This window comes from Bordetella petrii (assembly GCF_000067205.1).
Classification (GTDB): Bacteria; Pseudomonadota; Gammaproteobacteria; order Burkholderiales; family Burkholderiaceae_B; genus Bordetella_A; species Bordetella_A petrii.
This window is the reverse complement of the sequence record NC_010170.1, coordinates 3,430,922-3,455,985: the sequence shown is the minus strand read 5'-3', so window position 1 is coordinate 3,455,985 and position 25,064 is coordinate 3,430,922. Positions and strand designations below refer to the sequence as shown.

Genomic DNA, 25,064 nt, shown 5'->3' with positions numbered 1-25,064 from the left:
CTCCGGATCCGTGGGGTTAGCTGGGTATGAGGACGGCGGCGGCGATGCTGCGCTTTTCCAGCGCGGCGTGGGCGCGGGCTGCCTGCGCCAGCGGGTAGTGGCGTGGAATGTGTGCGTGCAGCGCCTTGGCGCGCACGTGCCTGAACAATTCGGAAGCCGCCGCCAGCAGGCGGGCCGGCGTATTCATGTAGGCGGCCAGGCTGGTGACGGTCAGGTACAGCGATTTTTTCTGCAGCGCCGACAGCGCCACGCCGGCGACAGGGCCCGAGGCGTCGCCGAAGTTGATCAGCAGGCCGCGCGGACGCAGGCTGGCGAGCGAATCCAGCCAGGTGTCGCGGCCCACGCCGTCGTATACCGCCGCCACGCCGGCGCCATCGGTAAGCGCCATGACGCGCGCCGCCACGTCTTCATGACGGGTGTCGATGGTGCGCCAGGCGCCATGCTCGCGCGCCAGGGCGCCGCGTGCGCTGTCGCTGACAGTGCCGATCAGCCGCACGCCGAGCAGGCGCGCCCATTGGCAGGCGATCAGGCCAACGCCGCTGGCCGCGGCATGAAACAGCACGATTTCGCCGGCCTGCGGGCGATAGACCTGGCGGAACAGGTATTGCACTGTCAGACCTTTATACAGAATGGCCATGGCGGTGTCGAAACCGATGTCGGGCGGCAGCTTGATGATGTGGCTGGCTGGCAGGTTGCGGGCCTGGGCGTAGGCGCCCAGGGGACCGGTGGCGTAGGCCACGCGGTCGCCAGGCCGCAGGCCCGCCACGCCGCTGCCCACGGCTTCGACCACGCCCGCGCCCTCGAAGCCCAGCCCGTGCGGCAAGGGGTGCGGGTACCGGCCGCCGCGGTAGTACAGGTCGATGCAGTTGACGCCCACGGCGCGATGCGCCACCGTTACCTCGCCCGCCGCCGGCGCGGGCAGGGGGCGGTCGGTCACGCGCAGGACTTCCGGCCCGCCGTGCGTATCGAGGATGACGGCCTGGTTCACGGCGCGCGCCTCAGGCCACGGCGCCGGCATCGCGCCAGCCCTGGATGTCGGCGGCGCTGGCGCCCAGCACCTGGGCCAGCACCTCGTCGGTATGTTCGCCCAGGCGCGGCGGCGCGGCCGGCTCGCGCGGCGGCGTGCCGCGCAGGTGCAGGGGCGAGCGCATGAGGCGCAGCGAGCCGTGCACGGCGTCGGCGGTGTCGGCCAGCAGGCCGCGCGCGGCGATTTCCGGCGCGTCCAGCGCCTGCGGCACCGTGCGTACCGGGCCGGCCGGAATGCCGGCGGCGCGGATGCGCGCCAGCCAGTATGCGCTCGACTGCGTCAGCAAAATGCGCCGCAGCTCGGGCACCAGCGTGGCGCGGTTCAGCGCGCGAGCCCGGTTGGTGCGATAGCGTTCGTCCTGGGCCCACTGTGGCTGGCCCAGCGCGGCGCACAGCGCGGCGAACTGCGTGTCGTTGCCCACACCCAGCGCGAATGCGCCATCGGCGGTGGCGAAAATCTGGTAAGGCACCACCGTGGGGTGTCCGTTGCCGAAGCGCTGGGGCGCGTGTCCCGCCGCCAGGTAGCCCGCGCCGACATTGGCCAGCACGCTGACCGCGCTGTCGAGCAGCGCCAGGTCGATCAGTTGCCCCTTGCCGCTTTGGTGGCGCGCCAGCAGCGCGGCAAGAATCGCCTGCGTGGCATTCATGCCGGTAACCAGGTCGGTAATGGCCACGCCCAGTTTCATGGGCGCGCCGTCAGGCTCGCCGGTGATCGACATCAGTCCGCTTTCCGCCTGGATCACGAAGTCGTAGCCGGGTTCGGCCGCGCGCGGACCCGTGCGGCCATAACCGGAAATCGAGCAGTAGATCAGCCGGGGGTGCGCCCGCGACAGCGTGTCGTAGTCGAGTCCGAACTTGGCGAGCGCGCCGAGCCGGTAGTTTTCCACCAGCACATCGGCCTGGGCGGCCAGGCGCTGCACCAGCGCGCGCCCTTCAGGGTGGCGCAGATCGACGGCCAGCGAACGCTTGCTGCGGTTGGCGCACATGAAATACGTAGACTCGCCGCCCACGTCGGGCGGCGTCCAGCTGCGGGTATCGTCGCCGCGCCCGGGAGCCTCGATTTTCCAGACATCGGCGCCCAGGTCGGCCAGGGTCTGCGTGCACCAGGGGCCAGCCAGCACGCGGCTGAGATCGAGCACACGCACGCCGGCCAGGGGCAGCGGGTTGGAATGGCCGGGCGCGCTCATTCGGCTGCCGCGTACAGGTGGGTACGCACGTAGTCCAGCGCCGACAGGCCCCGCGCCGCCAGCGCGTGGCTGCCGATGCGCAGGTTCCAGTACTGTTCGCCGCCCGCGGCGTGACGCCATTCGCGCAGCCGGCGCGTATAGCATTGCAGGTCGCATTCGGCCGTGATGCCGATGGCGCCATGCACGGCGTGGGCGATGTCGGCGGCGCGCGCCACGGCGGCGCTGGCGCGGGCCTTGCCCTGGGCGGCCAATAGCGGCTGCGGCATCCAGCCCCGGCCCTGGAAGGCCAGCTGGGCGGCCGCGCGCACGGCCCACACGTGTTCGGCCAGCACGCTGAGTTGCTGCTGCACGGCCTGGAAGCGGCCGATGGGCTTGCCGAACTGCGTGCGCTGGCTGGCGTATTCCACGGTCAGTTGCAGGATGCGTTCCAGGCCGCCCGCGATGAGCCCGGCGTAGGCGGTGGCGGCCAGGTCGGCCAGCGCGGCGCCGGGCACGTTCAGCGGCGTGGCCGCCGCCAGCGCGGCCGCGGGCCAGCACAGGTCGGCGTCCAGGCTGCCGTATCCGCCTGACGCCGTTTCCTGGGCATCGGCCCGCGCCAGCAGGCGGGCGCCGCTCGTGTCCGGGGCGGCGATCAGAATCCACTGGGCGGCGCGCGCGGCGCCGACCGAGCGGGCCTCGATGCCGCCGGCGTCCGTACGGGCCGACCAGGGCGCCAGCGCGATCGGGCCAGGCCGCGGCGCGTGCCCGGCGGCTTGCAGCCAGGCGCGCGCCAGCATGGTCTGGATGACAGGCGCGCCCACGCCGTGCCAGCCCGCGGCCTGGGCCAGCGGCGCCACGTCGGCCAGGCACAGGCCGGCGCCGCCGGCATCTTCGGGCAGCAATGCGTCCAGGAAGCCGGAGTCTTCCACCGCCTGCCAGGCCGCGTCGGCCTGCCCGCGCTCGGCGGCGCGCAGCACGTCGGCTGGGTAGGCCTGGGCAAACAGGCGGTGGGCGGAGTCGCCGAACAGAGAATCCATCGTGTTCCTTCCTATCTGAGGCCCAGGCCGCGTGCGATGATGCCGCGCAGAATCTCGCGCGTGCCGCCGCGCAGCGAATACGTGGGGCTGACCTGTTCCACGTAGGCCAGCGTGCGCAGCAGTTCGGGCGTGGCGGGGATGTCGGGGCGCCGGTCCGCCGTCTGTGCGATCAGGTCCGGAATGCGTTGTTCGAGCTCGGTGCCCAGGTCTTTGACCAACGCGGCTTCGGTAGCGGGGCTGCGCCCGCGCGCCAGTTGGCCCGCCACGGCCAGCGACATCGCTCGCAGCGTGGCCAGTTGCGTCAGGATGTCGCCCAGCGTAGCGGCGGTGGCCGCGTCGTCGATGCCCGCGGCGCGGCAGTGCGCCAGCCAGCATTCCACCAGCGCCATGCTGGAATAGATGCGTTCCGGGCCGCTGCGCTCGAATGCCAGTTCGGCGTTGACCTGCTGCCAGCCGTCGCCTTCGGTGCCGATCAGGGCCTGGGCGTCGAGCGCGACGTTATCGAAAAATACCTCCGAGAAGTGCGCGTCGCCGGCCAGGTCTTCGATGGGCCGTACCGTGACGCCGGGCAGCGTCAGGTCGATGATCATTTGCGACAGCCCCTGGTGGCGGTCGGCGGCGGTGCCCGACGTGCGCACCAGCGCGATCATGTAATGCGAGCGATGGGCGTTGGTGGTCCAGATCTTGCTGCCGTTGAGCAGCCAGCCGCCGTCGCGCGGCTCGGCGCGGGTGCGGATGCTGGCCAGGTCGGACCCCGAATTCGGCTCGCTCATGCCGATGCAGAAAAAGGCTTCGGCGCGGCAGATGCGCGGCAGGTAGAACTGGCGCTGCGCTTCGGTGCCGTACTTGAGAATGAGCGGAGCGCTCTGGCGGTCGGCGATCCAGTGCGCCGACACCGGCGCGCCGGCGCAAAGCAATTCTTCGGACAGTACGAAGCGCGCGAAATGGCCGCGGTCGGCGCCGCCATATTCACGCGGCAGCGTCATGCCCAGCCAGCCGCGCGCCGCCAGGGCGCGGCTGAAGCCGGCATCGAAGCCCATCCACGAGCGCGCCCGCTGGTCGGCCGGAATGCCCGCCATGGCGCTGGCCAGAAATTCGCGTATATCGTTGCGCAGCGCCTCGTCGGCGGCGGGTATGGCGGTCAGCTCAAGGGTATCGATCATGTCTCCGTGTCCCTTCTCTTTGCGAAGGACTATCCCCCCTGGGGCTGAGACTTGTCTAATATTTTTTTTTGGCTGATCCATACTCTTTTCGTATCGGCATAGCCCAGCGGCCCTTCGTTGCCAGGCAGTGATACCGTTGCGGTATCGGCCGGCCCCCAAACGGTATTGGACTCGCCGCATGCGGCGCGCATACGCTGTGAGCTTGCCCGCAAAAAATGGATCCCTTGCTGAGTGTGTAAAACTCACGCAAGGAGGGAGGAAAGATGGGTAATCCGAGAGCTCGATATACGCAGGAATTCATGCTGGAAGCCGTGCGCATGGTCCGCGGCGGCCAGAGCATGGCGGCGGTGGCGAAGATACTGGGCATCAGCCCGAAGACGCTGCACAACTGGGTGAAGGCCGATGCCGCTGGGAAGCTGAACGGCGCAGGCAAACAGGTTTCTCCAGAACAGATGGAGATTGCCCGGCTGCGCGCGGAGTTGGCACGCGTGAAGATGGAGCGCGACATATTGGGAAAAGCCACGGCGTACTTTGCGAAGGTGTCGGCATGAAGTACGCCTGGATCGAGCTTCACAGCCGACAATGGCCGGTGTCCCTGAGCTGCCAGGTGCTGGGTGTCAGCCCCAGCGGTTACCACGCGCGCAAGGTGCGGGATGTCGATACTGACCGACCGCGCCGACGCATCAGCAACGACGCTCTGCTGGTGCACATCAAGGCCGTGCACGCTGAATCCAAAGGCGAGTACGGCTGGCCGCGCGTGTGGAAGCAACTGCTGGTCCAGGGCATTCGCGTCAGCAAGGATCGTGTCCAGCGGCTCATGAAGCTGCACGGCATCAAGGCGAAGACCAAACGCCGGTTCAAGGTCACGACCGACAGCAAACACAGCCTGCCGGTCGCACCGGACCTGCTGCAACGAGACTTCTCTCCCGCGCGTCCCGACCAGGTCTGGACTACGGACATCACGTACATCTGGACGGACGAGGGTTGGCTGTTTCTGACCGTCATTCTCGACCTGTTCAGCCGTCAGGTGGTGGGCTGGTCGATGCAGCCGCACATGCGCACGGAGCTGGTGTCTGATGCGCTGCGTATGGCGTGGTTTCGCCGCCGTCCGCAAGCGGGCCTGATCCTCCACAGTGACCGTGGCAGCCAGTATTGCAGTCATGACTTCCAGGACCTGCTCAAGGGCTACGGCATGCGCAGTTCGATGAGCCGTCGAGGCAATTGCTGGGACAACGCACCGACCGAGAGCCTGTGGGGATCGCTCAAGCGTGCACGCATCCTCGGCCAGCGCTTTGCAACGCGTCGCGAAGCGATGGACGAGGTAATCGACTGGTTGAGCTTCTACAATCATTCGCGCTTGCACTCGACGTTGGGCTACGTCAGCCCGATGCAATTCGAGCGGGACTGGTACGCCGCCCAGAACCAACGGGTGGCATAATCTCGCTCAGTTAAGGGATCCGAAATTCGCGGGCAACGTCACTGGGGCCTGATCATTTTTTTCTTTACACGAGGCCACTGCTGGCATGAGCGACTTACTGCATTACGAACAGGACGACGACGGTATCGTCGTATTGACGCTGGATCATCAAGAAACCCGCAACGCCCTGACTGGCAGCGGCATGGTCGACGCCCTGCTGCAGGCGTGCGCGCGCATCGAATCCGACGCCACGGTGCGCGTCGTCATTCTTACCGCCAACGGGCGCGTGTTTTCGTCAGGCGGCAACATCAACGACATGCAGCGCCAGATCGGCCCCGGGGTGGGGGGAACCGCATTGCGCCAGGAATACCGTCATGGTATCCAGCGGCTGCCGCTGGCTTTTCACGCGCTGGAGGTGCCGACCATCGCCGCCGTCAACGGCCCGGCCATCGGGGCGGGCTGCGATCTCGCCTGCATGTGCGATCTGCGCATCGCCGCCGAGCAGGCCAGCTTTGCCGAGAGCTTCGTCAAGCTGGGCATCGTGCCCGGCGACGGCGGCGCGTGGTTCCTGCCGCGCCTGATCGGCATGGCGCGCGCGGCCGAGATGTCGCTGACCGGCGACGCCATCGACGCGGCCACGGCGCTCGAATGGGGACTGGTGTCGCGCGTGGTGACCGCGGACGAATTGCTGCCACAGGCGCGGGCGCTGGCGCGGCGCATTGCCGCCAATTCGCCCGACGCGGTGCGACTCACCAAGCGCCTGTTGCGCGAAGGCCAGCACGCCCGCCTGGACACTTTGCTGGAATTGTCGGCGGCCTATCAGTCGCTGGCCCACAAAACGCCGGAACACGCCCAGGCCGTTGCCGATTTCGCCGCGCGGCGCGCCGCCCGCAAGGGCTGATCCGGCCGCCGGCCCGCGAGCGGCCAGGGCGTTATGATGGATCTTGTTCTTGCCGGTATCGTGCCGGCATGCCGGACTGGAGAAACACCATGAATGAAGTCGTCGTCACCGCCGCCGCCCGCACCGCCATCGGTGACTTCGGCGGCGCCCTGAAAGACGTGCCGCCCATCGACCTGGGGGCCGCTGTCATCAAAGAAGCCCTGACCCGCGCCGGCGTGGCTGGCGCCGAAGTCGGCCACGTGGCCATGGGCCATGTCATCAACACCGAGCCGCGCGATATGTATTTGTCGCGCGTGGCCGCCATGAACGCGGGCATCGGCAAGGAAACGCCGGCGTTCAACGTGAACCGCCTGTGCGGCTCCGGGCTGCAGGCCATCGTGTCGGCCGCGCAGACCATCATGCTGGGCGACACCGAGATCGCCGTGGGCGGCGGCGCCGAAAGCATGAGCCGCGCTCCGTACATCGCGCCGGCGCAGCGCTGGGGCGCGCGCATGGGCGACGCGGCCCTGCTCGACATGATGACGGGCGCGCTGTCCGATCCGTTCGGTCGCATGCACATGGGCGTCACCGCCGAGAACGTGGCCGCCAAGTTCGACATCAGCCGCGCCGACCAGGACGCGCTGGCCGCCGAGTCGCATCGCCGCGCTGCCGCCGCCATCGAGGCCGGCTATTTCCGCGAACAGATCGTGCCCATCGTCATGAAAACGCGCAAGGGCGAGGTCACGTTCGACACCGACGAGCACGTGCGGCGCGATGTCACGGCCGAAAGCCTGGCTGGCCTGAAGCCCGTGTTCAAGAAAGAAAACGGCACGGTCACCGCCGGCAATGCCTCGGGCTTGAACGACGGCGCGGGCGCCGTGGTGCTGATGAGCGCCGCCGCGGCCGAGCGCCGGGGCGTCAAGCCGCTGGCGCGCCTGGTGGCGTACGCGCACGCGGGCGTCGACCCCGAAATCATGGGTATCGGGCCGGTGCCCGCCACCCAGGCCGCGCTCAAGCGGGCCGGCCTCACGGTAGACCAGCTCGATGTAATCGAGGCCAACGAGGCCTTTGCCGCCCAGGCCTGCGCGGTCGCGCGCGAACTGGGTTTCGACCCGGTCAAGGTCAACCCCAACGGCAGCGGCATCAGCCTGGGCCACCCCATCGGCGCCACCGGCGCCATCATTACCGTCAAGGCGCTGTATGAACTGCAGCGCGTCCAGGGACGCTACGCGCTGGTCACCATGTGCATCGGCGGCGGGCAGGGCATTGCGGCCGTGTTCGAGCGGCTGTAAGCCGGCGCATGGCCGGGCGCCTGGCACGCAAGTGCTTCAGGCGCCCGGCCTTTCGAGACGACCAGGGGCTCGCTGCCCCGCATATTCTTCTGCCCAGGCCTGGCATTCGCGCCGCAGCAGCTCCCCCATTTCTACACGCCGCCGCGCGTCGAGCCGGCTGCTGATGGCGCCGAAGCTCACCGCGACCCAGGTCAGCGCCGATACCGGGAACGCCACGCCCACGCCCGATACCCCGGGCGTGATGGTGTCCACGATGGTGGAATAGCCTGCCTGGCGCGTGCGGCGCACCATTTTCATCATGCCCGCGTGGCTGAACCCTGCCTGCTCGTACAGCGGCGCGTGGCGCTGGTACAGCTGCGCGATCTCGTCATCGGGCAGGCTGGCCAGCAGGGCCAGGCCGCCCGCTCCCACCCCCAACAGCCGCCGCTCGCCCTGGTCGATGGTGAACACCTTGACCGGAAAACTGCCGGCTTCGCGCAGCAGGCAGAAGGCGTAGTCGCCCTGGCGTATCACCAGGAACACCGTGTCGCCCGACAGGCGCGCCAGCTTCTGGGTGAATGGCCGCAGCGTGTCCAGCAGCGGCGTGTGGCGCAGTGAGGCAAAGCCCAACTGCATGGCATCGACGCCCAGCCGGTACTTGCGGCTGGCCGGATTGCGCTCGGCGAAGCGCTCTTCCAGCAGGCAGCTGAGCAGGCGATGCGCGGTGGAGCGTTCCAGGCCGGTGCTGGCCATGACGCCCTGCAGGTCTATGCCGGCTTCCTGGTGCTGCGCCAGCACCCGCAGCAAGGTCAAGGCCCGGCGCATGCTCTGCGCTCCTGCCGTGTGCTTGGTGTTCATATTGTGGGAAATTTTGAATTTAGATTTTGTATTCTAGGAATGTCGCGGCGTAAATTCAATCCGGCACAAGCACCCAAGGAGACATCATGGATTACGCGACCCTGGCCGTGGAGCAGCATGGCGCGGTCTGCCGCATCAGCCTGGCGCGCCCCGCGGCGCGCAACGCGCAGAGCCAGCAGATGCTGGACGAACTGGACCAGGCGCTGGACCGGGCCGCCGCCGACGAACAGACGCGGGTCGTGGTGCTGGCCGGCCAGGGCGCGCATTTCTCGGCCGGCCACGACCTGAAAGAGGCGCAGGCCAAGCGCGCGGATTTCACGGTTGAAGAGCGTTGGGAATACGAGTCGCGCCGCTACTACGGCTACTGCCTGCGTATCTGGGATTTTCCCAAGCCCACCGTCGCCCAGGTGCAGGGCGCCTGCGTGGCCGGCGGGTTCATGGTCGCCAATATGTGCGACCTGGTCGTTTGCGCCGACGACGCCTATTTTTCCGATCCGGTCGGCCACACGCTGGCCGCGGCCGCCACCGAAGTGCTGATTCACCCGTGGGTGATGGGCCTGCGCAAAGCCAAGGAAATGCTCTACACCGGCGAGAAAATCGACGCCCAAGAGGCGCTGCGCATCGGCATGGTCAACCGCGTCGTGCCGCTGGCCGAACTGGACGCGGCCACGCTGGCGCTGGCGCAGCGCATCGCCCAGGCGCCTCCTTTCGGGCTGAAGCTGCTCAAGCGCTCGCTGAACCGCAGTGCCGACGCCCAGGGTTTTCGCACCGCGCTGGCCGCGCACTTCGACACGCACCAGTTGTCGCACCTGACCGAGGAATACCGCGTGGTTCGCGAGCGCGGTCTGGCCCAGGCCATTCAGCGCAACAAGTCGGGCGAGTCCGCATGACGCACCGCCTGGAACCATTGCTGAACCCGGGGTCGATCGCGTTGATCGGCGCCAGCGACAACGCCGGCCGCATCGGCGGCATGCCGCTGGAGCTCCTGACGCGCTTCGGCTATGCCGGGCACGTCTACCCCGTGAATCCCAAGTACCAGGAAGTGTTTGGCCTGCGCTGCTGGCCCGATATTGAATCGGTGCCCCAGCCGGTCGATCTGGCCGTGCTGGCCATCGGCGCCGCCGAGGTCACGCCCATGCTGAAGCGCTGCCATGCGCATGGCGTGCGAGCCGCTATCGTGTATGCGGCCGGCTTTGCCGAAGCGGGTGGCGACGGGCTGCGCCTGCAACACGAGCTGGAGGCCTTTGCCGCCGAATCGGGTATGCTGGTGGCCGGCCCCAACTGCATGGGCTTCGCCAACCTGAACACGCAAGCCCACACGGCGTTCGCGTCGGTTTTCAAGACCGCGCCCATGCAGCAAGGGCCAGGCCAGGTCAGCCTGCTGACGCAAAGCGGCAACGTGTGCGCTGCCGTCTATGCTCTGGCGCGCAGGGAAGGCCTGCCATTTTCCCAGTTCATCAATACGGGCAACGAGGCCTGCATTGATTTTTCCGCCTACCTGGAATACCTGGCGCAGGACCCGCACACCGAGATCGTGCTGGGCTATCTGGAGCAACTGCGCGACGGCCCGCGCTTCGTGCGCGCCTGCCGCGAACTGCAACGGCGCGGCAAGCTGCTGATCGCCTTGAAGGCCGGGGCCACCGACAAGGGCGCACAGGCGGTGCGCTCGCATACATCGGCGCTGGCCGGCGACCGCCGCATCTACAGCGCCGCGTTCCGCCAGCTGGGCGTGATCGAGGCGCACGATTTCGCGCAGATGGCGCAGTTGGCATGCCTGGCCACATTGCGGCAGCGCACCGCCGGCCGGCGCGTGGCCGTGCTGACGATGTCGGGCGCCCTGGGCGCCATCCTGGCTGACCGCTTCATCGGCGCCGGCCTCGACCTGCCCGAACTGCCGGCGCAGCTGCAACAGGTGTTGCGCGACGGCATTCCCGACTACGGCATGGTGGGCAATCCGGTGGACCTCACCGGCAATGTGGTGAACAACCCCGGTTTCGTGCGCGCGGCGCTGCAGGCGCTGGCCACCTCGGACGCGGTGGACGCGGTGGTGGTCTACGCCCCGGGCTACATGCTGGACCGCATGGCTGACGCGCTGGGCGAGGTGGCGCGCGCGCATCCGCGCCTGTTCGCCGCCATCGACACCGGCGCGGCCCAGTGCCGGCAGGCCTTGCGCGAAGCAGGCGTGGCCGTGTTCGATGACCTGGGGCGCGCCGTGTCGGCGCTGGCGCCGTTTCTGTCGTGGTGCGATGCGCGACAGCGTGGCCGCGCGACCGTTGCCGCCACGCCCGGGCCGCGGCAAGAGGGCAAGGCGCCCGCGCTGCCCTGCCACGAGGCGCAGGCCCGCGACTATCTGCGGCGCTTCGGCTTGCGCGACACGGCGCGCCAGGCGCGCGACGCAGACCAGGCGGTGGCGCAGGCCGATGTGCTGGGCTACCCGGTGGCCTTGAAGATTCTCAGCGCGGACATCGCGCACAAGACCGAGGCGGGCGGGGTGGCGCTGCACTTGTCCGACGCCGCCGCGGTGCGCGCCGCGCATGCCCGCGTTCAAGAGGCCGCCGCCGCCCATGCGCCGCAGGCGCGCCTGGACGGCGTGCTGGTACAGCGCATGGAACAGGGCGTGGCCGAACTGATCGTGGGCGCCACGCGCGACCCGGTGTTCGGCCCGGTGCTGACGGTGGGCCTGGGCGGCGTGCTGACCGAGCTGTACGGCGATACCAGCCATCGCGTGCTGCCGATCGATGCGGCCGAGGCTGAAGCCATGCTGCGCGAGCTGAAAGTGTTTCCGCTGTTGGACGGCTACCGGGGCAAACCCAAGGCCGACCTGGCCGCGGCTTGCGAGGCCATTGTCGCGGTGGGCGAGGCCTTGCTCGCCACGCCCGCCGCGGCAGAGATCGAAGTCAATCCGCTGCTCGTCAAAGAGGCGGGGCAGGGCGTCGCCGTGCTGGACGCGCTGATCCTGCCGTCATCACAGTAGTCCATCGACCCACAAGGAGGAGACATCATGTTGAAAAAAATACTGGCCGGCATCGCACTGGCCGCATCGGCCGCCAGCGGCACGGCCTGGGCGCAGGGCGACTATCCCACGCAGCCTGTGCGCATCGTGGTGCCGTTCTCGCCGGGCGGCGCCACCGACATCATGACGCGCCTGATCGCCGAGCACCTGGGCACCGAGCTGGGCCAGCCCGTCATCGTGGAGAACAAGCCGGGCGGCGGCACGCTGATCGCCTCGGATTACGTGGCGCGCGCCCAGCCCGACGGCTACACGCTGTTGATGGCGGCCTCGTCGCTGGGCATCGCGCCCAGCATCTACAGCAAGGTGAACTACGACCCCGTCAAGGATTTCGTGCCGGTCAGTCAGGTGGCGTCGGTGGTGCATATTCTGGAAGTGCATCCGTCCGTGCCGGTGAAGACGGTGGGCGAACTGGTGGCCTACCTGAAGGCCAATCCGGGCAAGGTCAGCTATGGCTCCGTGGGCACGGGCAGTTCCACGCACCTGGAGGCCGAACTGTTCAAGCACATGGCCGGTGTCGAGATGGAGCACATTCCCTACAAGGGTAGTTCGCCCGCCCTGACCGACCTGGTGGCCGGCCGGCTGCAGGTGATGTTCGATGCCTGGGCATCGTCGGGCCCCTTCGTGAAAGACGGCAAGCTGCGCGCGCTGGCGGTGACGACCGCGCAGCCGTCGGCCTCGGTGCCCGAATTGCCTACGGTGGCCGCCTCCGGGCTGCCGGGGTATTCGGCAATGCCGTGGCTGGGGCTGGTGGCGCCGGCCGGCACGCCGTCCGCCGCCATCGATACCATCTACCAGGCGCTGGCCAAGACCCTCAAGCGCGAGGACGTCAAGCGCAAGTTTGCCGACCTGGGGCTGGACATCATCGGCAGCGACCCGCGGGCCTTCGCGGCTTTCATCAAGCAGGACATCGGAACCTGGGCGAAGGTGGCCCGCGATTCGAACATTCGCCTGCAATGAGCCACGCCCATATAGACGCCCGCGCTCTCGACGCCCAGGCCGACGACGCCGCGTTCCGCGCGGGCCTGCGCGCCTGGCTGGGCGCGCGCTACGCCCGCTTCGCCGCTCAGTGGCCCGGCGTCGCCGACCCGGCGGACCTGGATTTTCGCCAGGCTTGGGAAGACGCGCTGTGCGCGGACGGATGGTCGGGGCTGGGCTGGCCGCGCGCGTATGGGGGGCGTGCGCTGCCTCTGCAGCGCCAGGCCATTTTCCATGAAGAGCACGCGCGCTGCGGCGCACCGCTGGGCGTGAACCTGATCGGTCATGGCATTCTGGCCCCCACGCTGCTGCATTTTGGCACCGAGGCACAGAAGCGCCGCTTCCTGCCCGGCATTCTGTCCAATCGCGACGTGTGGTGCCAGGGCTATTCCGAGCCGGGCGCGGGGTCGGACCTGGCCGCGCTGCGCACTCGCGCCGAGCCCGCGCCGGGCGGCGGCTATTTGCTCGACGGCCACAAGATATGGACCTCGTTCGCCGATCGCGCGCGCTGGTGCTTCGTGCTGGCCCGTACCGACGCGCAGGCGCCACGGCACCGTGGCCTGAGTTTTCTGCTGGTCGATATGCGCGACCCCGGCGTGCGTGTCGAGCCGATCCGCCAACTGACCGGCGAGGCGGAATTCTGCGAGGTTTTCTTCGACAACGTGCGCGTGCCGGCCGATTGCCTGCTGGGCGAGCAGAACCAGGGCTGGAAGATCGCCATGGCGGCCGCCAGTTTTGAACGCGGCACGTACTTCATTCCGCGGCTGGTGCGCTTTGCGCAAGAGCTCGTGCAGGTAAGGGCGCTGGCCTGCCGCGCCGATGCCGACGGCGACAGCCGGTCGCGGGACGTGTCGGTGCGGCATCGCTGGGCCCGGCTGGCGGCCGACAGCCACGTGCTTGCGTTGAAGTCACGGCGCGCCTTGTTGCGCGCGCAGCGCGGCGATCCGCCGGGCCCGGAGGGGTCATCGACCAAGATCCACTGGAGCGAGGCGCACCAGCGCCTGCTTGAACTGGGGCTCGACCTGCTGGGCCTGGACGCCTGCCTGGCGCCCGCCATGCCGCACGGTACTGACGCGGGCCTGTTGCGCGCTTACCTGTGGTCGCGCGCCGAAACCATTCTGGCCGGCACCTCGGAAATCCAGCGCAACATCATCGCCGAGCACGTGCTTGGCCTGCCCAAGGGCTGAACGCAAGAACAAACAAGGACAAATGCAGAGAATGAACGTGGCGGAAACAGCCGAAGCGGACGACATCGAAAGCATGATGGAAGACGCCGCGCGGCGCTTCCTGGATGAAAGGCATCCGGCCGCCGGCGCGCCGGCGCGCGTCAACGATGCCGGCTGGCAGGCCGACTGGTGGCGCGAACTGGCAAGCTTGGGATGGCTCGCCGTGCTGTTGCCCGAGGCGGCCGGCGGCTCCGGGCTGGGCTTGCGCGCGGCGTGGCCATTGGCTGTCCAGGCCGGGCGCCATTTGCTGGCAGCGCCGCTCGTGGCCAACATGGCGCTTTTGCCGGGCTTGCCCGCGGCGCGGCAGACTGATGGTCCGTTGGCCGCCTGGCTGGCGCCGGTGCTGGCCGGCGACGCTTGCCACGCGCCCGCCGCCTGGCAGGCCGACGGCAGCCTGCTGGTGGAGTACGCGCTGCCCGGCCGGCGCGCGCTGGCGTGGCGGCGCGCCGGCGGCCAGGGCCTGCGGCTGGAATTGCACGACTTGGCCGATGCGCCCGTCGGCGTCGGGGTCGACCCCACGATCGGCACGGCCCGTTTGCCCGCCGCCGCGCCCGTCGACGCCATTGAAATAGCGCTCGATGAACGCGCCTGGGCCGGCTGGCAGCAGGGCTATCGCCTGTTGCGCGCGGCCGAGATGCTGGGCGCCGCGTCGGCCGCCCTGGACGCGGCGGTGGCGCATGCTGGCGAGCGCCAGCAATTCGGCCGCCCCATCGGCGCCAACCAGGCGATCAAGCATCGCCTGGCCGACCACTGGATGGCACTGGACGATGCCATGCTGGCGGGCAAAGAGGCGCTGTGCCTGCTCGAGCGCGCGGACGCCGGGGCGGCCGCACATGCCTGCGCGGTGGCCGAGCTGCTGGCGTTGGAAAGTGCGCCGCGCGCCGCCCAGCATGCCATCCAGGTGCATGGGGCGCTGGGCATCGCCTGGGAAAGCGGGCTGCACCTGTACCTGAAGCGCGTGCTGCATATTGCCGCGATGCTGGGCGGCGGGCGCCGCCAGACAGAACTGCTGGACCTACTGTGGGACAGTGGCGCTCAGCCGGCCGCCGCGTAAGTCTCTGACAGCGCCACGTCGCCCCACGGCGACATGATTTCGGTGCAGCCTTCGTTGTGCCCGTCTTCACGCAGCACGCCGGACGGGCAGGCGTAGGCGTACGCGTACAAAGTGCGCGGCGCGGCGGCGTGCGGGTGGGCCGCCGCCAGGGCCTCATAGGCGTCGCGCGGCAGTTTCGGGTCCAGCAGGAGCACGTCGGTGCTGGCGTCGAGGCGGGCATGGTGGAATGCGTCTTCCAGGCTCATGCCGTAGTCGACCAGGAACGAGACCAACTGCATGACCGCGGGCAGGATCTTGCGGCCGCCCGAGGCGCCCAGCGCGAAGCGGCGCCCGCCGGCCTCGCCCACCACGGGGCAGATATTCATCAGGCAGCGGCGCGCCGGCGCCAGTGAATTGGCCTTTCCCGGCTCGGGGTCGAACCACATGATCCCATTGTTGAGCAGCATGCCGGTGGAAGGCGACACCACGTGCGATCCGAAGGCCGACAACAAAGTCTGGGTCACCGCGCACTGGTTGCCGTGGCGATCGACCACGCTGAAGTGCGTGGTGCAGGCGGGGGTGCGCGGGTCTTCGTTGTCGCCCATGTTCGACAGGCGCCAGCGGTATTCGTCACGCAATACCTCGGCGTAGGCCGTGTAGGCATCCGCGCCCGGCGCGCGGCCAGGCTGCAGCCGGCTTTGCAAGCGCTGCAGGCAGCGCGCCAGGCTGGGGCCGGCCGTCATTTCCGGCGTGGCGTGGATACGTCCGCCCCGATAGGGAATAGATAGCGGCTCCTGGAGCAGGGCGCGATAGTCGCGCAGGTCCTGGTGGCTGAGGCAGCCGCCCTTGGCTTGCACGTCGCGCGCGAGTTCGGCGCCGATGTCGCCGTCGTAGAACGCGCGCGGGCCTTGCTCGGCCAGGCTGGCCAGCATGTCGGCGGCGCGCGGCATCGCAATGCGCAGCCCGGCCGCCGCCGACCAGCCGCTGGCCTTGGGCCAGGCGCCATCGTCCAGGAACATTTGCGCGGCGTCGGGGTCGCGCGCCAGCCAGCGCGCCGAGCCGGCGATCATCAGGGTGGTGTACCAGTCGATCAGCAGGCCTTCGCGCGCCAGCGCCACGGCCGGTTGCAGCAGCTCGCGCCAGGGCAGCCGGCCATAGGTGGCATGGGCCAGTTCCATGCCCGCCACCGTGCCGGGCACGGCCACCGCCGTGGCGCCGCGCGCGTTGCGATCGTCTTGCACCGCGGGCCAAGGGAACAGGTCGGACGACACCGCGCCGCCGCCGGCAAGGGGGTAGTGGGCCGGGTCCAGCCCCGCGGGTGAGCGCATGCCGAAATACACCACCTTGGCCCGGTCTTCGTCGGCGCGGTACAGGGTCATGGCGCCGCCGCCCATGGGACCGCTCATCCAGGGTTCGACCACGCCCGCGGCAAATGACACGGCAACCGCGGCGTCCACGGCGTCGCCGCCGGCTGCCAGCACCTGGGCGCCGGCCTCGGCGGCCTTGCGGTGTTGCGACGCCACCAGCCCGCCAGCGGTGCGGATGACAGTCTTGCGTACGATCTGTGTGGTCGAGAACTGGTCGGACATCGGCGTTCCTTGGTGACGGGCCAGGCCACAGGGTACCGCGCTGGCTACAATCGCGCGATGCCCGCACGATCGTCCTCTCCTGTCCACGACCAGCCCACGCTTTCCGAAGCCGACGGCATCCGCTACCTGCATTTCGGCACCGAATGGATCCAAGGTGCCATGCGCATCAAGGCCCCGGCCGAACTGGTGCTGGAATACACCGGCCAGATGATGGCCTGGCTGCTGTTCCTCGACCCCCCCAAAGACGAGGCCATCGGCCTGCTCGGGTTGGGCGCGGGCTCGCTGGCCCGGTTCTGCCTGAAGCACACCCGCAGCCCGGTGGCTGTCGTGGAATGGAACCCTCAGGTCACGGCGGTGTGCCAGATGTTCTTTCGCCTGCCGGCCGCTGCCCGCCTGTCGATCGACCACGACGACGCGGCGGCCTGGGTGGCCGACCCTCGCCACGCCGGCCGTTGTCCGGTGCTGATGGTGGATTTGTACGATGCCTCGGCCCGCGGGCCGGTGCGCGACTCGGAAGCGTTCTACCGCGACTGCCGGCGCGTTCTGGGCGACGTGGGGGTGCTGTCGGTCAACTTGTTCGGCCAGCACGAGAGCTTCGACCGCAACATCGAAAACCTGCGGCGCGCCTTCGACGACCGCATCGTGCTGCTGCCCGAAATCGACGCGGGCAACCAGATCGTGCTGGCTTTCAGCGGCCCGCCCCTGGCTATTACGCCGGCCCGGCTGCTGGCCCGCGCCGAAGAGGTCGAAAGCCGCTACGGCCTGCCGGCGCGCCGCTGGGCGCGGTCGCTGGTCCGCCACGCCGTGGCGGGCGTGCTGCACCTCTGATCCGCCGGCGGGCCCGGGTTTCCCCGGGGTGGGGTGGGGCTATCGCGTGTCAGTGGCGGGGGGTATGATGGGCTTTCCTATAATTATGAATTACAGGAACCGCTCGCGGGCCTTCCATGACTGCTCCCATCGTCAGGCAAGCGCTATATCTCGAGGTCGCCGACCGCCTGCGCGCCATGATCCGCTCGCGGGCGCTGGCCAGCGGCGAATGGATCGACGAAACGCGCCTGACGGGCCTGCTGGGCATTTCGCGCACGCCATTGCGCGAAGCCCTCAAGGTGCTGGCCACCGAAGGCCTGGTGCGCCTTGAACCGCGTCGCGGCTGCTTCGTCAACGAGCTGTCGCTGCGCGACCTGGAAGACATTTTCCCGTTGATGGCCATGCTCGAGGGGCGCTGCGCCCACGAGGCCGCCCTGAAGGCGTCCGACGCCGACCTGGCCGCGCTCGAGCCGTTGCACCAGGCGCTGGCCGACCACGCCGCCGCCGGCCGCATCGACGCCTATTACGACACCAACTTCCTTATTCATGAAGCGGTCCAGGGGCTGGCCGACAACCGTTGGTTGTCGGACATGGTGGGCAACCTGCGCAAGGTGCTCAGCCTGTTCCGCCACAAGAGCCTGAGCGTGCCCGGCCGCATCGCCGAATCTTGCGCCGAGCACCTGGCGATCTACGCCGCGCTCAGGGCGCGCGACCCGGATGCCGCCGAAGCCCTGGCGCGCAAGCACCTGCTGCGCCAGCTCGACGCCCTGCGCCTGCTGGCCAGCGAGGCTGGCGAGGCCGATGCGCCGTCCCCCTCTTCCCCGTCTCTTACCCAGGAGCCTGCCCATGACCGCCCTAGACTCCAGCCCGCTCGCGCGCGGCGCCCGGCCGCCTGAGGGCGATGCCGCGCCGGAAGGCGAGGCCGCCGCCGAACACGCCGGCCTCATGGCCCGGCTGAGCCGCCTGTGGAACAGCGGCCGGCTGCCCGGCACCGCCGAGATTCTGCCGCTGTTCCAGGCCCGCCTGACCGACGTGGCCGCCAACAAACTGGCGCGCAGCTGGTGCGGCGCCTACGCCGCGGCCGACAGCAAGCGCCGCCGCGAACTGCTGGCCGGCCTGGCGCAGGTAAGCGCCGGCCTGGAGCCGCGCGGCGACCAGGGGCAAAGGCTGTTCAAGCGCTTCAATGCCTTGCCCGACGGCCTGCGCTTCCTGGTGGCCCTGCGCGCCGACATGCTGCGCTGGCGCAAGCAGGTAGCGGGGCTGCAGGCTCTGGACAAAGACCTGGAAGGCCTGCTGTCGGCCTGGTTCGACGTGGGCCTGCTGGAACTGCGTCCGCTGACCTGGGATTCGCCGGCCTCGTTGCTGGAAAAGCTGATCATCTACGAAGCCGTGCACGAGATCCGCTCGTGGGACGACCTGCGCCACCGGGTAGCGTCCGACCGCCGCTGCTACGCCTATTTCCATCCGCAGATGCCCGACGTGCCGCTGATTTTCGTCGAGGTGGCCTTCGCCACGCAGATGGCCGACAACGTGCAGGCGCTGCTCGACATGGGGGCGCCGCCGCAGGACCTGGACAAGGCGCGTTGGGCGATCTTCTATTCCATATCGAACACGCAGCCGGGCCTGCGCGGCATCAGCTTCGGCAACTTCCTGCTCAAGCGCGTCATCGAACGCCTGCTCGAAGAAGTGCCCAAGCTGCGCTCGTTCGCCACGCTGTCGCCCATTCCCGGCCTGGCCGATTGGCTGTCGCGCCTGAGCGCGCAAGAGGTCGAAGCCATTGTGCGCGACAAGGCCCGCACCCGCGCTGGCGCGCCCGATGGCGCCCGCTGGGTGGCGCGGCTGGCCAAGGCCGCCACAGGCAAGCCGTCCGAAGTGGTGCAGCGCGCGGGCCTCAGGCTGGCGGCACACTACCTGCTGTCCATGAAGAACGGCCAGCCGCTGGACCCGGTGGCGCGCTTTCACCTGGGCAACGGCGCGCGCATCGAGCGCCTGAACTGGGCGGCCGATACGTCGCCCAAGGGCCTGGCGCAGTCGTGCGGCATGATGGTCAATTATCTGTACGACCTGGACGACCTGGACGCGAACCTGGTCCAGCTGGGCGAAGGCAAGCCGCGCGTGAGCCGCGGCATTGCGCGGATCGGGTAGGGCAGCCATGTACGAAACGCCATCTACAGGGCAGGTGCGGCTGCAGCGCGAAGACGCGCTGGCCGTGGTCACGCTGTCGCATCCCGGTCGCCTGAACGCCATCACCGTCGCCATGTGGGAGCAACTGCGCGGCATCTTCGAGGCGCTGGCCGCCGACGATTCGGTGCGCTGCGTGATCGTGCGAGGCGCCGACGGGCAGTTCGCGGCCGGGGCCGATATCCGCGAGTTTCCAATGGCGCGCGGCGATCTGCAGCGCGTGCGCCACTATCACCAGCAAGTGCTGGCGCCGGCGCTGGCTGCCGTGGCGAACTGCCCGCACCCGGTGGTGGCGCAGATCGAGGGCGTGTGCGTGGGGGGCGGCCTGGAGGTCGCCTGCCAGTGCGACCTGCGCATCGCCGGCGCATCGTCGCGCTTCGGCGTGCCCATCAACCGGCTGGGTTTTCCCATGGCGCCCGATGAAATGCGCGGCCTGCTGGCACTGGCGGGCCGCGCCGCCACGCTGGCCATCCTGCTCGAAGGCCGGGTGTTCGACAGCGCCGAGGCGCAGTCGCTGGGCCTGCTGACCCGCGTGGTGCCCGATGCCGACGTGGCCGCGCAGGCGCGCGCCAGCGCCGAGCGCATCATGCGGGGCGCGCCTCTGGCCGCCCGCATCAACAAACGCCAGGCGCGCCGGCTGTTGCAGGGCGAGCCGCTGGGCGAAGCCGACTATCAGGATTTTTTTTCATACGCAGAGAGCCGCGACCACCGCGAAGGCGTCGGCGCCTTCCTGGCGGGCCGGCCGCCCGTATTCACTGGAGACTAGACAAGGTGAGCAACGCCAATCTGTACACCATTCTGGCGGGCGGCTTTCCCGCCGACCGCAGCAAGATCGCGCTGGAGACGCCCGAGCTGCTGTACACCTGGGACGACATCGATCGCGCCAGCGCCTGCCTGGCCAACCTGCTGGCATCGCTGGGCCTGCCCGAGGGCGCGCGCGTGGCCGTGCAGGTCGAGAAATCGCCCGAGGCGCTGCTGCTGTACCTGGCGACGCTGCGCGCCGGCTATGTGTACCTGCCCCTGAACACGGCGTATCGCGAAAGCGAAGTGGCGTACTTCCTGGGCGATGCCGAGCCCGCGGTGGTGGTGTGCGCCAGCAAGAACCTGGAATGGGTGCGCCGCGTGGCCGACCAGGCCGGCACCCGCCATGTGTATACGCTGGATGAAAACCGCAGCGGCACGCTGCTGGATGCCGCTGGCGGCATGAGCCAGTCGTTCGACACCGTGGCGCGCCGCGCCGACGACCTTGCCGCCATTCTGTACACCTCTGGAACCACCGGACGCAGCAAGGGCGCCATGCTGACGCACGGCAACCTGGCCTCGAACGCCCAGGTGCTGCACCGCTACTGGGGCTGGCGCGCCGACGACGTGCTGCTGCACATGCTGCCGATTTTCCACGTGCACGGCCTGTTCGTGGCCTCGCACGGCGCGCTGCTGGCGGGCGCGCGCATGATCTGGCTGCCAAGGCTCGACGTCGAGCAGGCCCTGCATTACCTGCCGCGCTGCACGGTAATGATGGGCGTGCCCACGTATTACGTACGCCTGCTGGCCGACGCGCGCTTCGGCCGCAAGGCCTGCGCGCGGATGCGGTTGTTCATTTCCGGTTCGGCGCCGCTGCTGATGGAAACCTTCAACGAATTCCGCGACCGCACCGGCCACACCATTCTCGAGCGCTACGGCATGAGCGAAACGGTCATGCTTACTTCCAACCCGTACGATCCTGCCGACGGCGAGCGGCTGGGCGGCACCGTGGGCAAGGCATTGCCCGGAGTGCAGGTGCGCGTGGTCGACGATGCCGGCGCCGCCCTGGGCGCGGGCGAAATCGGCAACGTGCAGGTGCGCGGTCCCAATGTGTTTGCCGGCTATTGGCGCATGCCCGAGAAAACCCGCGAAGAATTCACCGCCGACGGCTGGTTCCGCACCGGCGACGTGGGCCGCTGGGGGGGCGACTCGGGCGGGCGCGAAGTGCCCGGCGACTACCTGTCCATCGTCGGCCGCAGCAAAGACCTGATCATCTCGGGCGGCTACAACGTCTACCCCAAGGAAATCGAGCTGCTCATCGACGAGATGCCGGGCGTGTCGGAATCGGCCGTCATCGGCGTGCCGCACCCGGATTTCGGCGAGGCCGTGGTGGCCGTGGTGGTGCCGCGCGCGGGCGCCTCTGTGGACACCGCCGCCATGCAGGCCGAACTGAAAACACGCATTGCCAATTTCAAGGTGCCCAAGCAGATCCACCTGATCGAGCAATTGCCGCGCAACACCATGGGCAAGGTACAGAAAAACGTACTGCGCACCGAATACGCCGGCCGCTGAGCGCGCGCCGATCTTCTATTTCGTTCAAGCAGGAGAATCGCACAACCCACGATATTTTCCACGCAAGGCGCCGGCCAAGTACTGGCGCCCCGTTCGCAGCTGCAGTTCCTTCACGAAAGAATTATCTGAACATGGAGACAATCATGAAGAACGCAATTCGCATCGCCGTCCTCGGGGCGGCGCTGGTCGCCGCGGGGGCGGCCACGGCGCAGGACATCACGCTGCGCGCCTCGCACCAGTTTCCGGGCGGCCAGGGCGATCCGCGCGATGAAATGGTGCAGATCATTGCCCGCGAAGTGGCTGCCGCCAATGTCGGCCTGAAAATCCAGGTCTTCCCCGGCTCGTCGCTGTACAAGGCCACCGAGCAATGGGGGGCGCTCACGCGCGGCCAGCTCGACATGTCCGCTTTCCCGCTTGACTACGCTTCGGGCCGGGTTCCGCAGTTTTCGGCCACGCTGATGCCTGGCCTGGTGCGCAACTTCGATCACGCGCTACGCCTGAACAAGTCGGATTTCATGAAAGAAATCCACGCCCTGACGGAAAAGAACGGCGTGGTGGTGATCGCCGATGCCTGGCTGGCCGGCGGCTTCGCGTCGAAGAAGCACTGCATCACTTCGCCCGACACCATCAAGGGCCAGGTCATCCGGGCTGCCGGCCCGGCCTTCGAGCAGATGCTGGCCGCGGCCGGCGCCTCGATCGCCTCGATGCCTTCGTCCGAAGTCTACACGGGCATGCAGACGGGCGTGCTGGACGCGGCGAACACGTCGAACGACAGTTTCGTGTCGTACCGGCTGTACGAGCAGGCCAAGTGCCTGACCGCGCCGGGCGAGAACGCGCTGTGGTTCATGTACGAGCCGGTGGTGATGTCCAAGCGCACCTACGACAAGCTCAATCCCGAGCAGCAGAAGGCCATCATGGCCGCCGCCCAGAAGGCCCAGGACTATTTCACCGAAGAGGCGCGCAAGGGCGAGAAGAAAATGGTCGATGCTTTCAGCAAGGCTGGCGTCGAGGTCGTCAGCATGAGCAAGGCCGACTTCGATGCCTGGATGGAAGTGGCCAAAAAATCTTCCTACAAGAACTTCGCCGACAAGGTGAAGGGCGGCCAAGAGCTGCTGCAGAAAGCGCTGGCGGTGCAATAAGCGCGTCACGACAGGGCGGCGGGGCGACCCGCCGCCGATTTCACAAGAAGGGGAAGCCATGCTTCGATGTTTTGTAGCGGCGGTAGAGCGCTTGTCGCGCGGTGCCGGCGTGCTGGCCGCGTTTTTGCTGATAGTGGCCATGGTGGTGGTCTGCCAGATGATCTTCATGCGCTATGTATTCCGCGCGCCCACCAGTTGGCAGACAGAGGTGGTGGTGTTTTCGGCAACCGCCGCCATCTTCATCGGCGCGCCCTATGTGCTGCTGACGCGTGGTCACGTCGGCGTCGAAGTCATCGAGCTGCTGCTGCGCGGCGCCGCCCTGCGGCGGCTCAACCTGGTGGCCTCCGTGCTCGGCCTGGCATTCTGCCTGGTCATGGCCGTGGCCAGCGCCATGTACTGGTATGCCGCCTGGGACGGCGGCTGGACCACGCCCACCATCGACGCCATTTCATTGTGGATTCCCCTGGCTCCCATGGTGCTGGGTTTCATTCTGCTCAGCCTCCAATACCTGGTTGAGATTCTCAAGATATGCTCGCCGGGAGAATACGCATGAGTCCGACCTGGGCCGCTGTCACCATCATTGCCGCGCTGTTCGTCTTCCTGGGCACCGGCATGCCCATCGCCTTCGCGCTGGGCCTGGCCGCCGTGGGCGGGCTGTTTCTCGACATGGGACCGTCCGTGGTCGAGGTCCTGGCCGAAACCATGTTTGCCGGCATCGCCAACCTGGCTTATGTCTCCATTCCCATGTTCGTGCTCATGGGCGCCATCGTGGCTGGCACGCCCGCCGGGGGCGATCTGTACAAGGCGCTGGACCGCTGGCTGTACAAGGTGCCGGGCGGGCTGGTGCTGTCCAACATCGGCGCCTGCGCGATCTTCGCCGGCATGACGGGCTCCAGCCCGGCCACCTGCGCCGCCATCGGCAAGATGGGCATTCCCGAGATGATGAACCGCGGCTATCCGGCCTCGGTCGCCACCGGCTCCATTGCGGCCGGCGGCACCCTGGGCATCCTGATCCCGCCTTCGGTCACCATGATCGTCTACGGGATATCCACCCAGACCTCGATCGGCCGGCTGTTCCTGGCGGGCGTGCTGCCGGGCCTGATGCTGACCTGCATGTTCATGGCCTGGGCGCTGCTGGACGCGCGCCGCCAGGGGTTCAGCTTCGACGTGGGAAAGGTGTCGTACTCGTTGCGCGACAAGCTGGCCACGCTGCCGCGCGTGCTGCCGTTGCTGATGATCGTGGTGGGCCTGCTGTTCGTGCTGTATGGCGGCGTCGCCACCCCGTCCGAAGCGGCCGGCGCCGGCGCCATGCTGACCCTGCTGGTCGTGGCGGTGGTGTACCGGCTCGTGCGGATGAAGACCTACACCGGCATCTTCAGTTCGGCCATGCGCGAAAGCGTGATGATCATGATGATCATGGCCTCAGCCGAATTGTTCGCCTTCGCCTTGTCGTCGATGTTCATCACCCAGACCGTGGCGCAGGCCATTGCCGCGCTGGAAGTCAACCGCTGGGTGCTGATGGGCATGATCAACGTTTTCCTGCTGGTGTCGGGCATGTTCCTGCCGCCGGTGGCCGTTATTGTCATGGCCGCGCCGCTGCTGTATCCCATCGTCGTCCAGGCCGGCTTCGACCCGTACTGGTTCGCCGTGGTGCTGACCATCAATATGGAAATCGGCCTGATCACCCCGCCCATCGGCCTGAACTTGTTCGTGCTCAATTCAATCGCGCCACAGGTGCCCACCAAAGAGGTATTGTGGGGCTCGCTGCCGTATGTACTGGTGATGCTGGCGGGTATTGTGCTGCTGTGCATCTTCCCCGAAATCGTCACCTGGCTGCCCGAACTCGTCATGGGGCCGGCGGCGTAATGGGGGGCCATGCACCATCGTAGGGATTTCCCGCGCCGCAAAGCCTGGCCTGACACGTTAGACTTAGCGGTTTCACGGGCCGGCAGGCTGGCGGGAAGCCGCCG

22 protein-coding genes are annotated in these 25,064 nt (G+C 68.3%); 16 read left to right on the top strand and 6 right to left on the bottom strand.

Annotated elements, in window-relative coordinates; genetic code table 11:
* Nucleotides 1–16: 16 nt before the first annotated feature.
* Genes BPET_RS16690 through BPET_RS16675 form a run of 4 tightly spaced genes read right to left on the bottom strand, consistent with a single transcriptional unit; the run spans nt 17 to nt 4,392 of the window.
* Nucleotides 17–1,018 carry a quinone oxidoreductase family protein gene (locus BPET_RS16690; RefSeq protein ID WP_041863014.1) on the bottom strand — a complete coding sequence of 334 codons (1,002 nt, stop codon included), beginning with the start codon at nt 1,016–1,018 and terminating at the stop codon, nt 17–19.
* On the bottom strand, nt 999–2,213 hold the full coding sequence (locus BPET_RS16685; protein WP_012250192.1) for a CaiB/BaiF CoA transferase family protein: 1,215 nt from the start codon (nt 2,211–2,213) through the stop codon (nt 999–1,001). The genes BPET_RS16690 and BPET_RS16685 overlap by 20 nt, the downstream gene beginning before the upstream one ends.
* Entirely contained in the window at nt 2,210–3,229 is a 1,020-nt protein-coding gene (locus tag BPET_RS16680) for an acyl-CoA dehydrogenase family protein (RefSeq protein WP_012250191.1), read from the bottom strand. The genes BPET_RS16685 and BPET_RS16680 overlap by 4 nt, the downstream gene beginning before the upstream one ends.
* An 11-nt stretch (nt 3,230–3,240) precedes the next feature.
* Nucleotides 3,241–4,392, bottom strand: a complete 1,152-nt coding sequence (locus BPET_RS16675) for an acyl-CoA dehydrogenase family protein (protein ID WP_012250190.1) — start codon at nt 4,390–4,392, stop codon at nt 3,241–3,243.
* A gap of 263 nt (nt 4,393–4,655) precedes the next feature.
* On the opposite strand from BPET_RS16675, the gene BPET_RS16665 reads away from it, so the two are divergent.
* The 3 genes from BPET_RS16665 (at nt 4,656) to bktB (ending at nt 7,981) form a co-directional block, all read left to right on the top strand.
* Nucleotides 4,656–5,830 (top strand): IS3 family transposase gene (locus BPET_RS16665; RefSeq protein ID WP_085970191.1). Its coding sequence is split into 2 segments (ribosomal slippage): nt 4,656–4,905 and nt 4,905–5,830, totalling 1,176 coding nucleotides; the frame shifts between segments, so codons are not numbered across the junction.
* Between the two features lie 85 nt (nt 5,831–5,915).
* Nucleotides 5,916–6,710 (top strand): crotonase/enoyl-CoA hydratase family protein, encoded by a 795-nt coding sequence (locus BPET_RS16660; RefSeq protein WP_012250189.1) that lies wholly within the window; start codon nt 5,916–5,918, stop codon nt 6,708–6,710.
* A gap of 89 nt (nt 6,711–6,799) precedes the next feature.
* Nucleotides 6,800–7,981 carry a beta-ketothiolase BktB gene (bktB, locus tag BPET_RS16655; RefSeq protein WP_012250188.1) on the top strand — a complete coding sequence of 394 codons (1,182 nt, stop codon included), beginning with the start codon at nt 6,800–6,802 and terminating at the stop codon, nt 7,979–7,981.
* Nucleotides 7,982–8,017: 36 nt separating this feature from the next.
* Here bktB and BPET_RS16650 read toward each other — a convergent pair whose 3' ends face one another.
* Nucleotides 8,018–8,785, bottom strand: coding sequence for an IclR family transcriptional regulator (locus tag BPET_RS16650; protein ID WP_012250187.1), 768 nt, complete (start codon nt 8,783–8,785; stop codon nt 8,018–8,020).
* Nucleotides 8,786–8,904: 119 nt separating this feature from the next.
* On the opposite strand from BPET_RS16650, the gene BPET_RS16645 reads away from it, so the two are divergent.
* The 5 genes from BPET_RS16645 to BPET_RS16625 are packed head-to-tail and all read left to right on the top strand — an operon-like array spanning nt 8,905 to nt 15,086.
* The gene (locus BPET_RS16645) at nt 8,905–9,708 is read left to right on the top strand and encodes an enoyl-CoA hydratase (protein ID WP_012250186.1); all 804 of its coding nucleotides are present in this window, start codon (nt 8,905–8,907) and stop codon (nt 9,706–9,708) included.
* On the top strand, nt 9,705–11,792 hold the full coding sequence (locus BPET_RS16640) for an acetate--CoA ligase family protein (protein WP_012250185.1): 2,088 nt from the start codon (nt 9,705–9,707) through the stop codon (nt 11,790–11,792). Before BPET_RS16645 ends, BPET_RS16640 begins: the two co-directional genes overlap by 4 nt.
* A 27-nt stretch (nt 11,793–11,819) precedes the next feature.
* Nucleotides 11,820–12,788, top strand: coding sequence for a tripartite tricarboxylate transporter substrate binding protein (locus BPET_RS16635; RefSeq protein WP_012250184.1), 969 nt, complete (start codon nt 11,820–11,822; stop codon nt 12,786–12,788).
* Nucleotides 12,785–13,993 carry an acyl-CoA dehydrogenase family protein gene (locus BPET_RS16630; protein WP_012250183.1) on the top strand — a complete coding sequence of 403 codons (1,209 nt, stop codon included), beginning with the start codon at nt 12,785–12,787 and terminating at the stop codon, nt 13,991–13,993. The genes BPET_RS16635 and BPET_RS16630 overlap by 4 nt, the downstream gene beginning before the upstream one ends.
* Nucleotides 13,994–14,015: 22 nt before the next feature.
* On the top strand, nt 14,016–15,086 hold the full coding sequence (locus BPET_RS16625; protein WP_231852605.1) for an acyl-CoA dehydrogenase family protein: 1,071 nt from the start codon (nt 14,016–14,018) through the stop codon (nt 15,084–15,086).
* Here the strand turns inward: BPET_RS16625 and BPET_RS16620 are convergent.
* Nucleotides 15,068–16,654: a gamma-glutamyltransferase gene (locus BPET_RS16620; RefSeq protein ID WP_012250181.1), complete on the bottom strand. Its 1,587-nt coding sequence runs from the start codon at nt 16,652–16,654 to the stop codon at nt 15,068–15,070. The genes BPET_RS16625 and BPET_RS16620 overlap by 19 nt on opposite strands.
* A 57-nt stretch (nt 16,655–16,711) precedes the next feature.
* Between BPET_RS16620 and BPET_RS16615 the strand changes: the two genes are divergently transcribed.
* The 8 genes from BPET_RS16615 to BPET_RS16580 all read left to right on the top strand — a co-directional run bounded on the left by BPET_RS16615 (nt 16,712) and on the right by BPET_RS16580 (nt 24,960).
* Complete coding sequence (locus BPET_RS16615) at nt 16,712–17,482, top strand: class I SAM-dependent methyltransferase (RefSeq protein WP_012250180.1); 771 nt, start codon at nt 16,712–16,714, stop codon at nt 17,480–17,482.
* A gap of 116 nt (nt 17,483–17,598) precedes the next feature.
* Complete coding sequence (locus BPET_RS16610) at nt 17,599–18,357, top strand: GntR family transcriptional regulator (RefSeq protein WP_012250179.1); 759 nt, start codon at nt 17,599–17,601, stop codon at nt 18,355–18,357.
* Nucleotides 18,308–19,606: a malonyl-CoA decarboxylase domain-containing protein gene (locus BPET_RS16605; protein WP_041863010.1), complete on the top strand. Its 1,299-nt coding sequence runs from the start codon at nt 18,308–18,310 to the stop codon at nt 19,604–19,606. The genes BPET_RS16610 and BPET_RS16605 overlap by 50 nt, the downstream gene beginning before the upstream one ends.
* Before the next feature lie 7 nt (nt 19,607–19,613).
* On the top strand, nt 19,614–20,408 hold the full coding sequence (locus BPET_RS16600; protein ID WP_012250177.1) for an enoyl-CoA hydratase/isomerase family protein: 795 nt from the start codon (nt 19,614–19,616) through the stop codon (nt 20,406–20,408).
* Between the two features lie 5 nt (nt 20,409–20,413).
* Nucleotides 20,414–21,955, top strand: a complete 1,542-nt coding sequence (locus BPET_RS16595; protein ID WP_012250176.1) for a malonate--CoA ligase — start codon at nt 20,414–20,416, stop codon at nt 21,953–21,955.
* Between the two features lie 143 nt (nt 21,956–22,098).
* Entirely contained in the window at nt 22,099–23,094 is a 996-nt protein-coding gene (locus tag BPET_RS16590; protein WP_012250175.1) for a TRAP transporter substrate-binding protein, read from the top strand.
* Between the two features lie 58 nt (nt 23,095–23,152).
* Entirely contained in the window at nt 23,153–23,647 is a 495-nt protein-coding gene (locus tag BPET_RS16585) for a TRAP transporter small permease subunit (RefSeq protein WP_012250174.1), read from the top strand.
* Nucleotides 23,644–24,960 carry a TRAP transporter large permease gene (locus tag BPET_RS16580; RefSeq protein WP_012250173.1) on the top strand — a complete coding sequence of 439 codons (1,317 nt, stop codon included), beginning with the start codon at nt 23,644–23,646 and terminating at the stop codon, nt 24,958–24,960. Before BPET_RS16585 ends, BPET_RS16580 begins: the two co-directional genes overlap by 4 nt.
* Nucleotides 24,961–25,064 lie beyond the last annotated feature (104 nt).

Bases quoted from the DNA above. Each gene is read 5' to 3' on its own strand.
- BPET_RS16660 (WP_012250189.1), top strand. From the start codon at position 5,916: ATGAGCGACTTACTGCATTACGAACAGGACGACGACGGTATCGTCGTA.
- BPET_RS16610 (WP_012250179.1), top strand. From the start codon at position 17,599: ATGACTGCTCCCATCGTCAGGCAAGCGCTATATCTCGAGGTCGCCGAC.
- BPET_RS16690 (WP_041863014.1), bottom strand. From the start codon at position 1,018: ATGCCGGCGCCGTGGCCTGAGGCGCGCGCCGTGAACCAGGCCGTCATC.
- BPET_RS16640 (WP_012250185.1), top strand. From the start codon at position 9,705: ATGACGCACCGCCTGGAACCATTGCTGAACCCGGGGTCGATCGCGTTG.
- BPET_RS16650 (WP_012250187.1), bottom strand. From the start codon at position 8,785: ATGCGCCGGGCCTTGACCTTGCTGCGGGTGCTGGCGCAGCACCAGGAA.
- BPET_RS16645 (WP_012250186.1), top strand. From the start codon at position 8,905: ATGGATTACGCGACCCTGGCCGTGGAGCAGCATGGCGCGGTCTGCCGC.
- BPET_RS16605 (WP_041863010.1), top strand. From the start codon at position 18,308: ATGACCGCCCTAGACTCCAGCCCGCTCGCGCGCGGCGCCCGGCCGCCT.
- BPET_RS16630 (WP_012250183.1), top strand. From the start codon at position 12,785: ATGAGCCACGCCCATATAGACGCCCGCGCTCTCGACGCCCAGGCCGAC.
- BPET_RS16585 (WP_012250174.1), top strand. From the start codon at position 23,153: ATGCTTCGATGTTTTGTAGCGGCGGTAGAGCGCTTGTCGCGCGGTGCC.
- BPET_RS16590 (WP_012250175.1), top strand. From the start codon at position 22,099: ATGAAGAACGCAATTCGCATCGCCGTCCTCGGGGCGGCGCTGGTCGCC.
- BPET_RS16580 (WP_012250173.1), top strand. From the start codon at position 23,644: ATGAGTCCGACCTGGGCCGCTGTCACCATCATTGCCGCGCTGTTCGTC.
- BPET_RS16615 (WP_012250180.1), top strand. From the start codon at position 16,712: ATGCCCGCACGATCGTCCTCTCCTGTCCACGACCAGCCCACGCTTTCC.
- BPET_RS16635 (WP_012250184.1), top strand. From the start codon at position 11,820: ATGTTGAAAAAAATACTGGCCGGCATCGCACTGGCCGCATCGGCCGCC.
- BPET_RS16625 (WP_231852605.1), top strand. From the start codon at position 14,016: ATGCAGAGAATGAACGTGGCGGAAACAGCCGAAGCGGACGACATCGAA.
- BPET_RS16600 (WP_012250177.1), top strand. From the start codon at position 19,614: ATGTACGAAACGCCATCTACAGGGCAGGTGCGGCTGCAGCGCGAAGAC.
- BPET_RS16620 (WP_012250181.1), bottom strand. From the start codon at position 16,654: ATGTCCGACCAGTTCTCGACCACACAGATCGTACGCAAGACTGTCATC.
- bktB (WP_012250188.1), top strand. From the start codon at position 6,800: ATGAATGAAGTCGTCGTCACCGCCGCCGCCCGCACCGCCATCGGTGAC.
- BPET_RS16680 (WP_012250191.1), bottom strand. From the start codon at position 3,229: ATGGATTCTCTGTTCGGCGACTCCGCCCACCGCCTGTTTGCCCAGGCC.
- BPET_RS16675 (WP_012250190.1), bottom strand. From the start codon at position 4,392: ATGATCGATACCCTTGAGCTGACCGCCATACCCGCCGCCGACGAGGCG.
- BPET_RS16685 (WP_012250192.1), bottom strand. From the start codon at position 2,213: ATGAGCGCGCCCGGCCATTCCAACCCGCTGCCCCTGGCCGGCGTGCGT.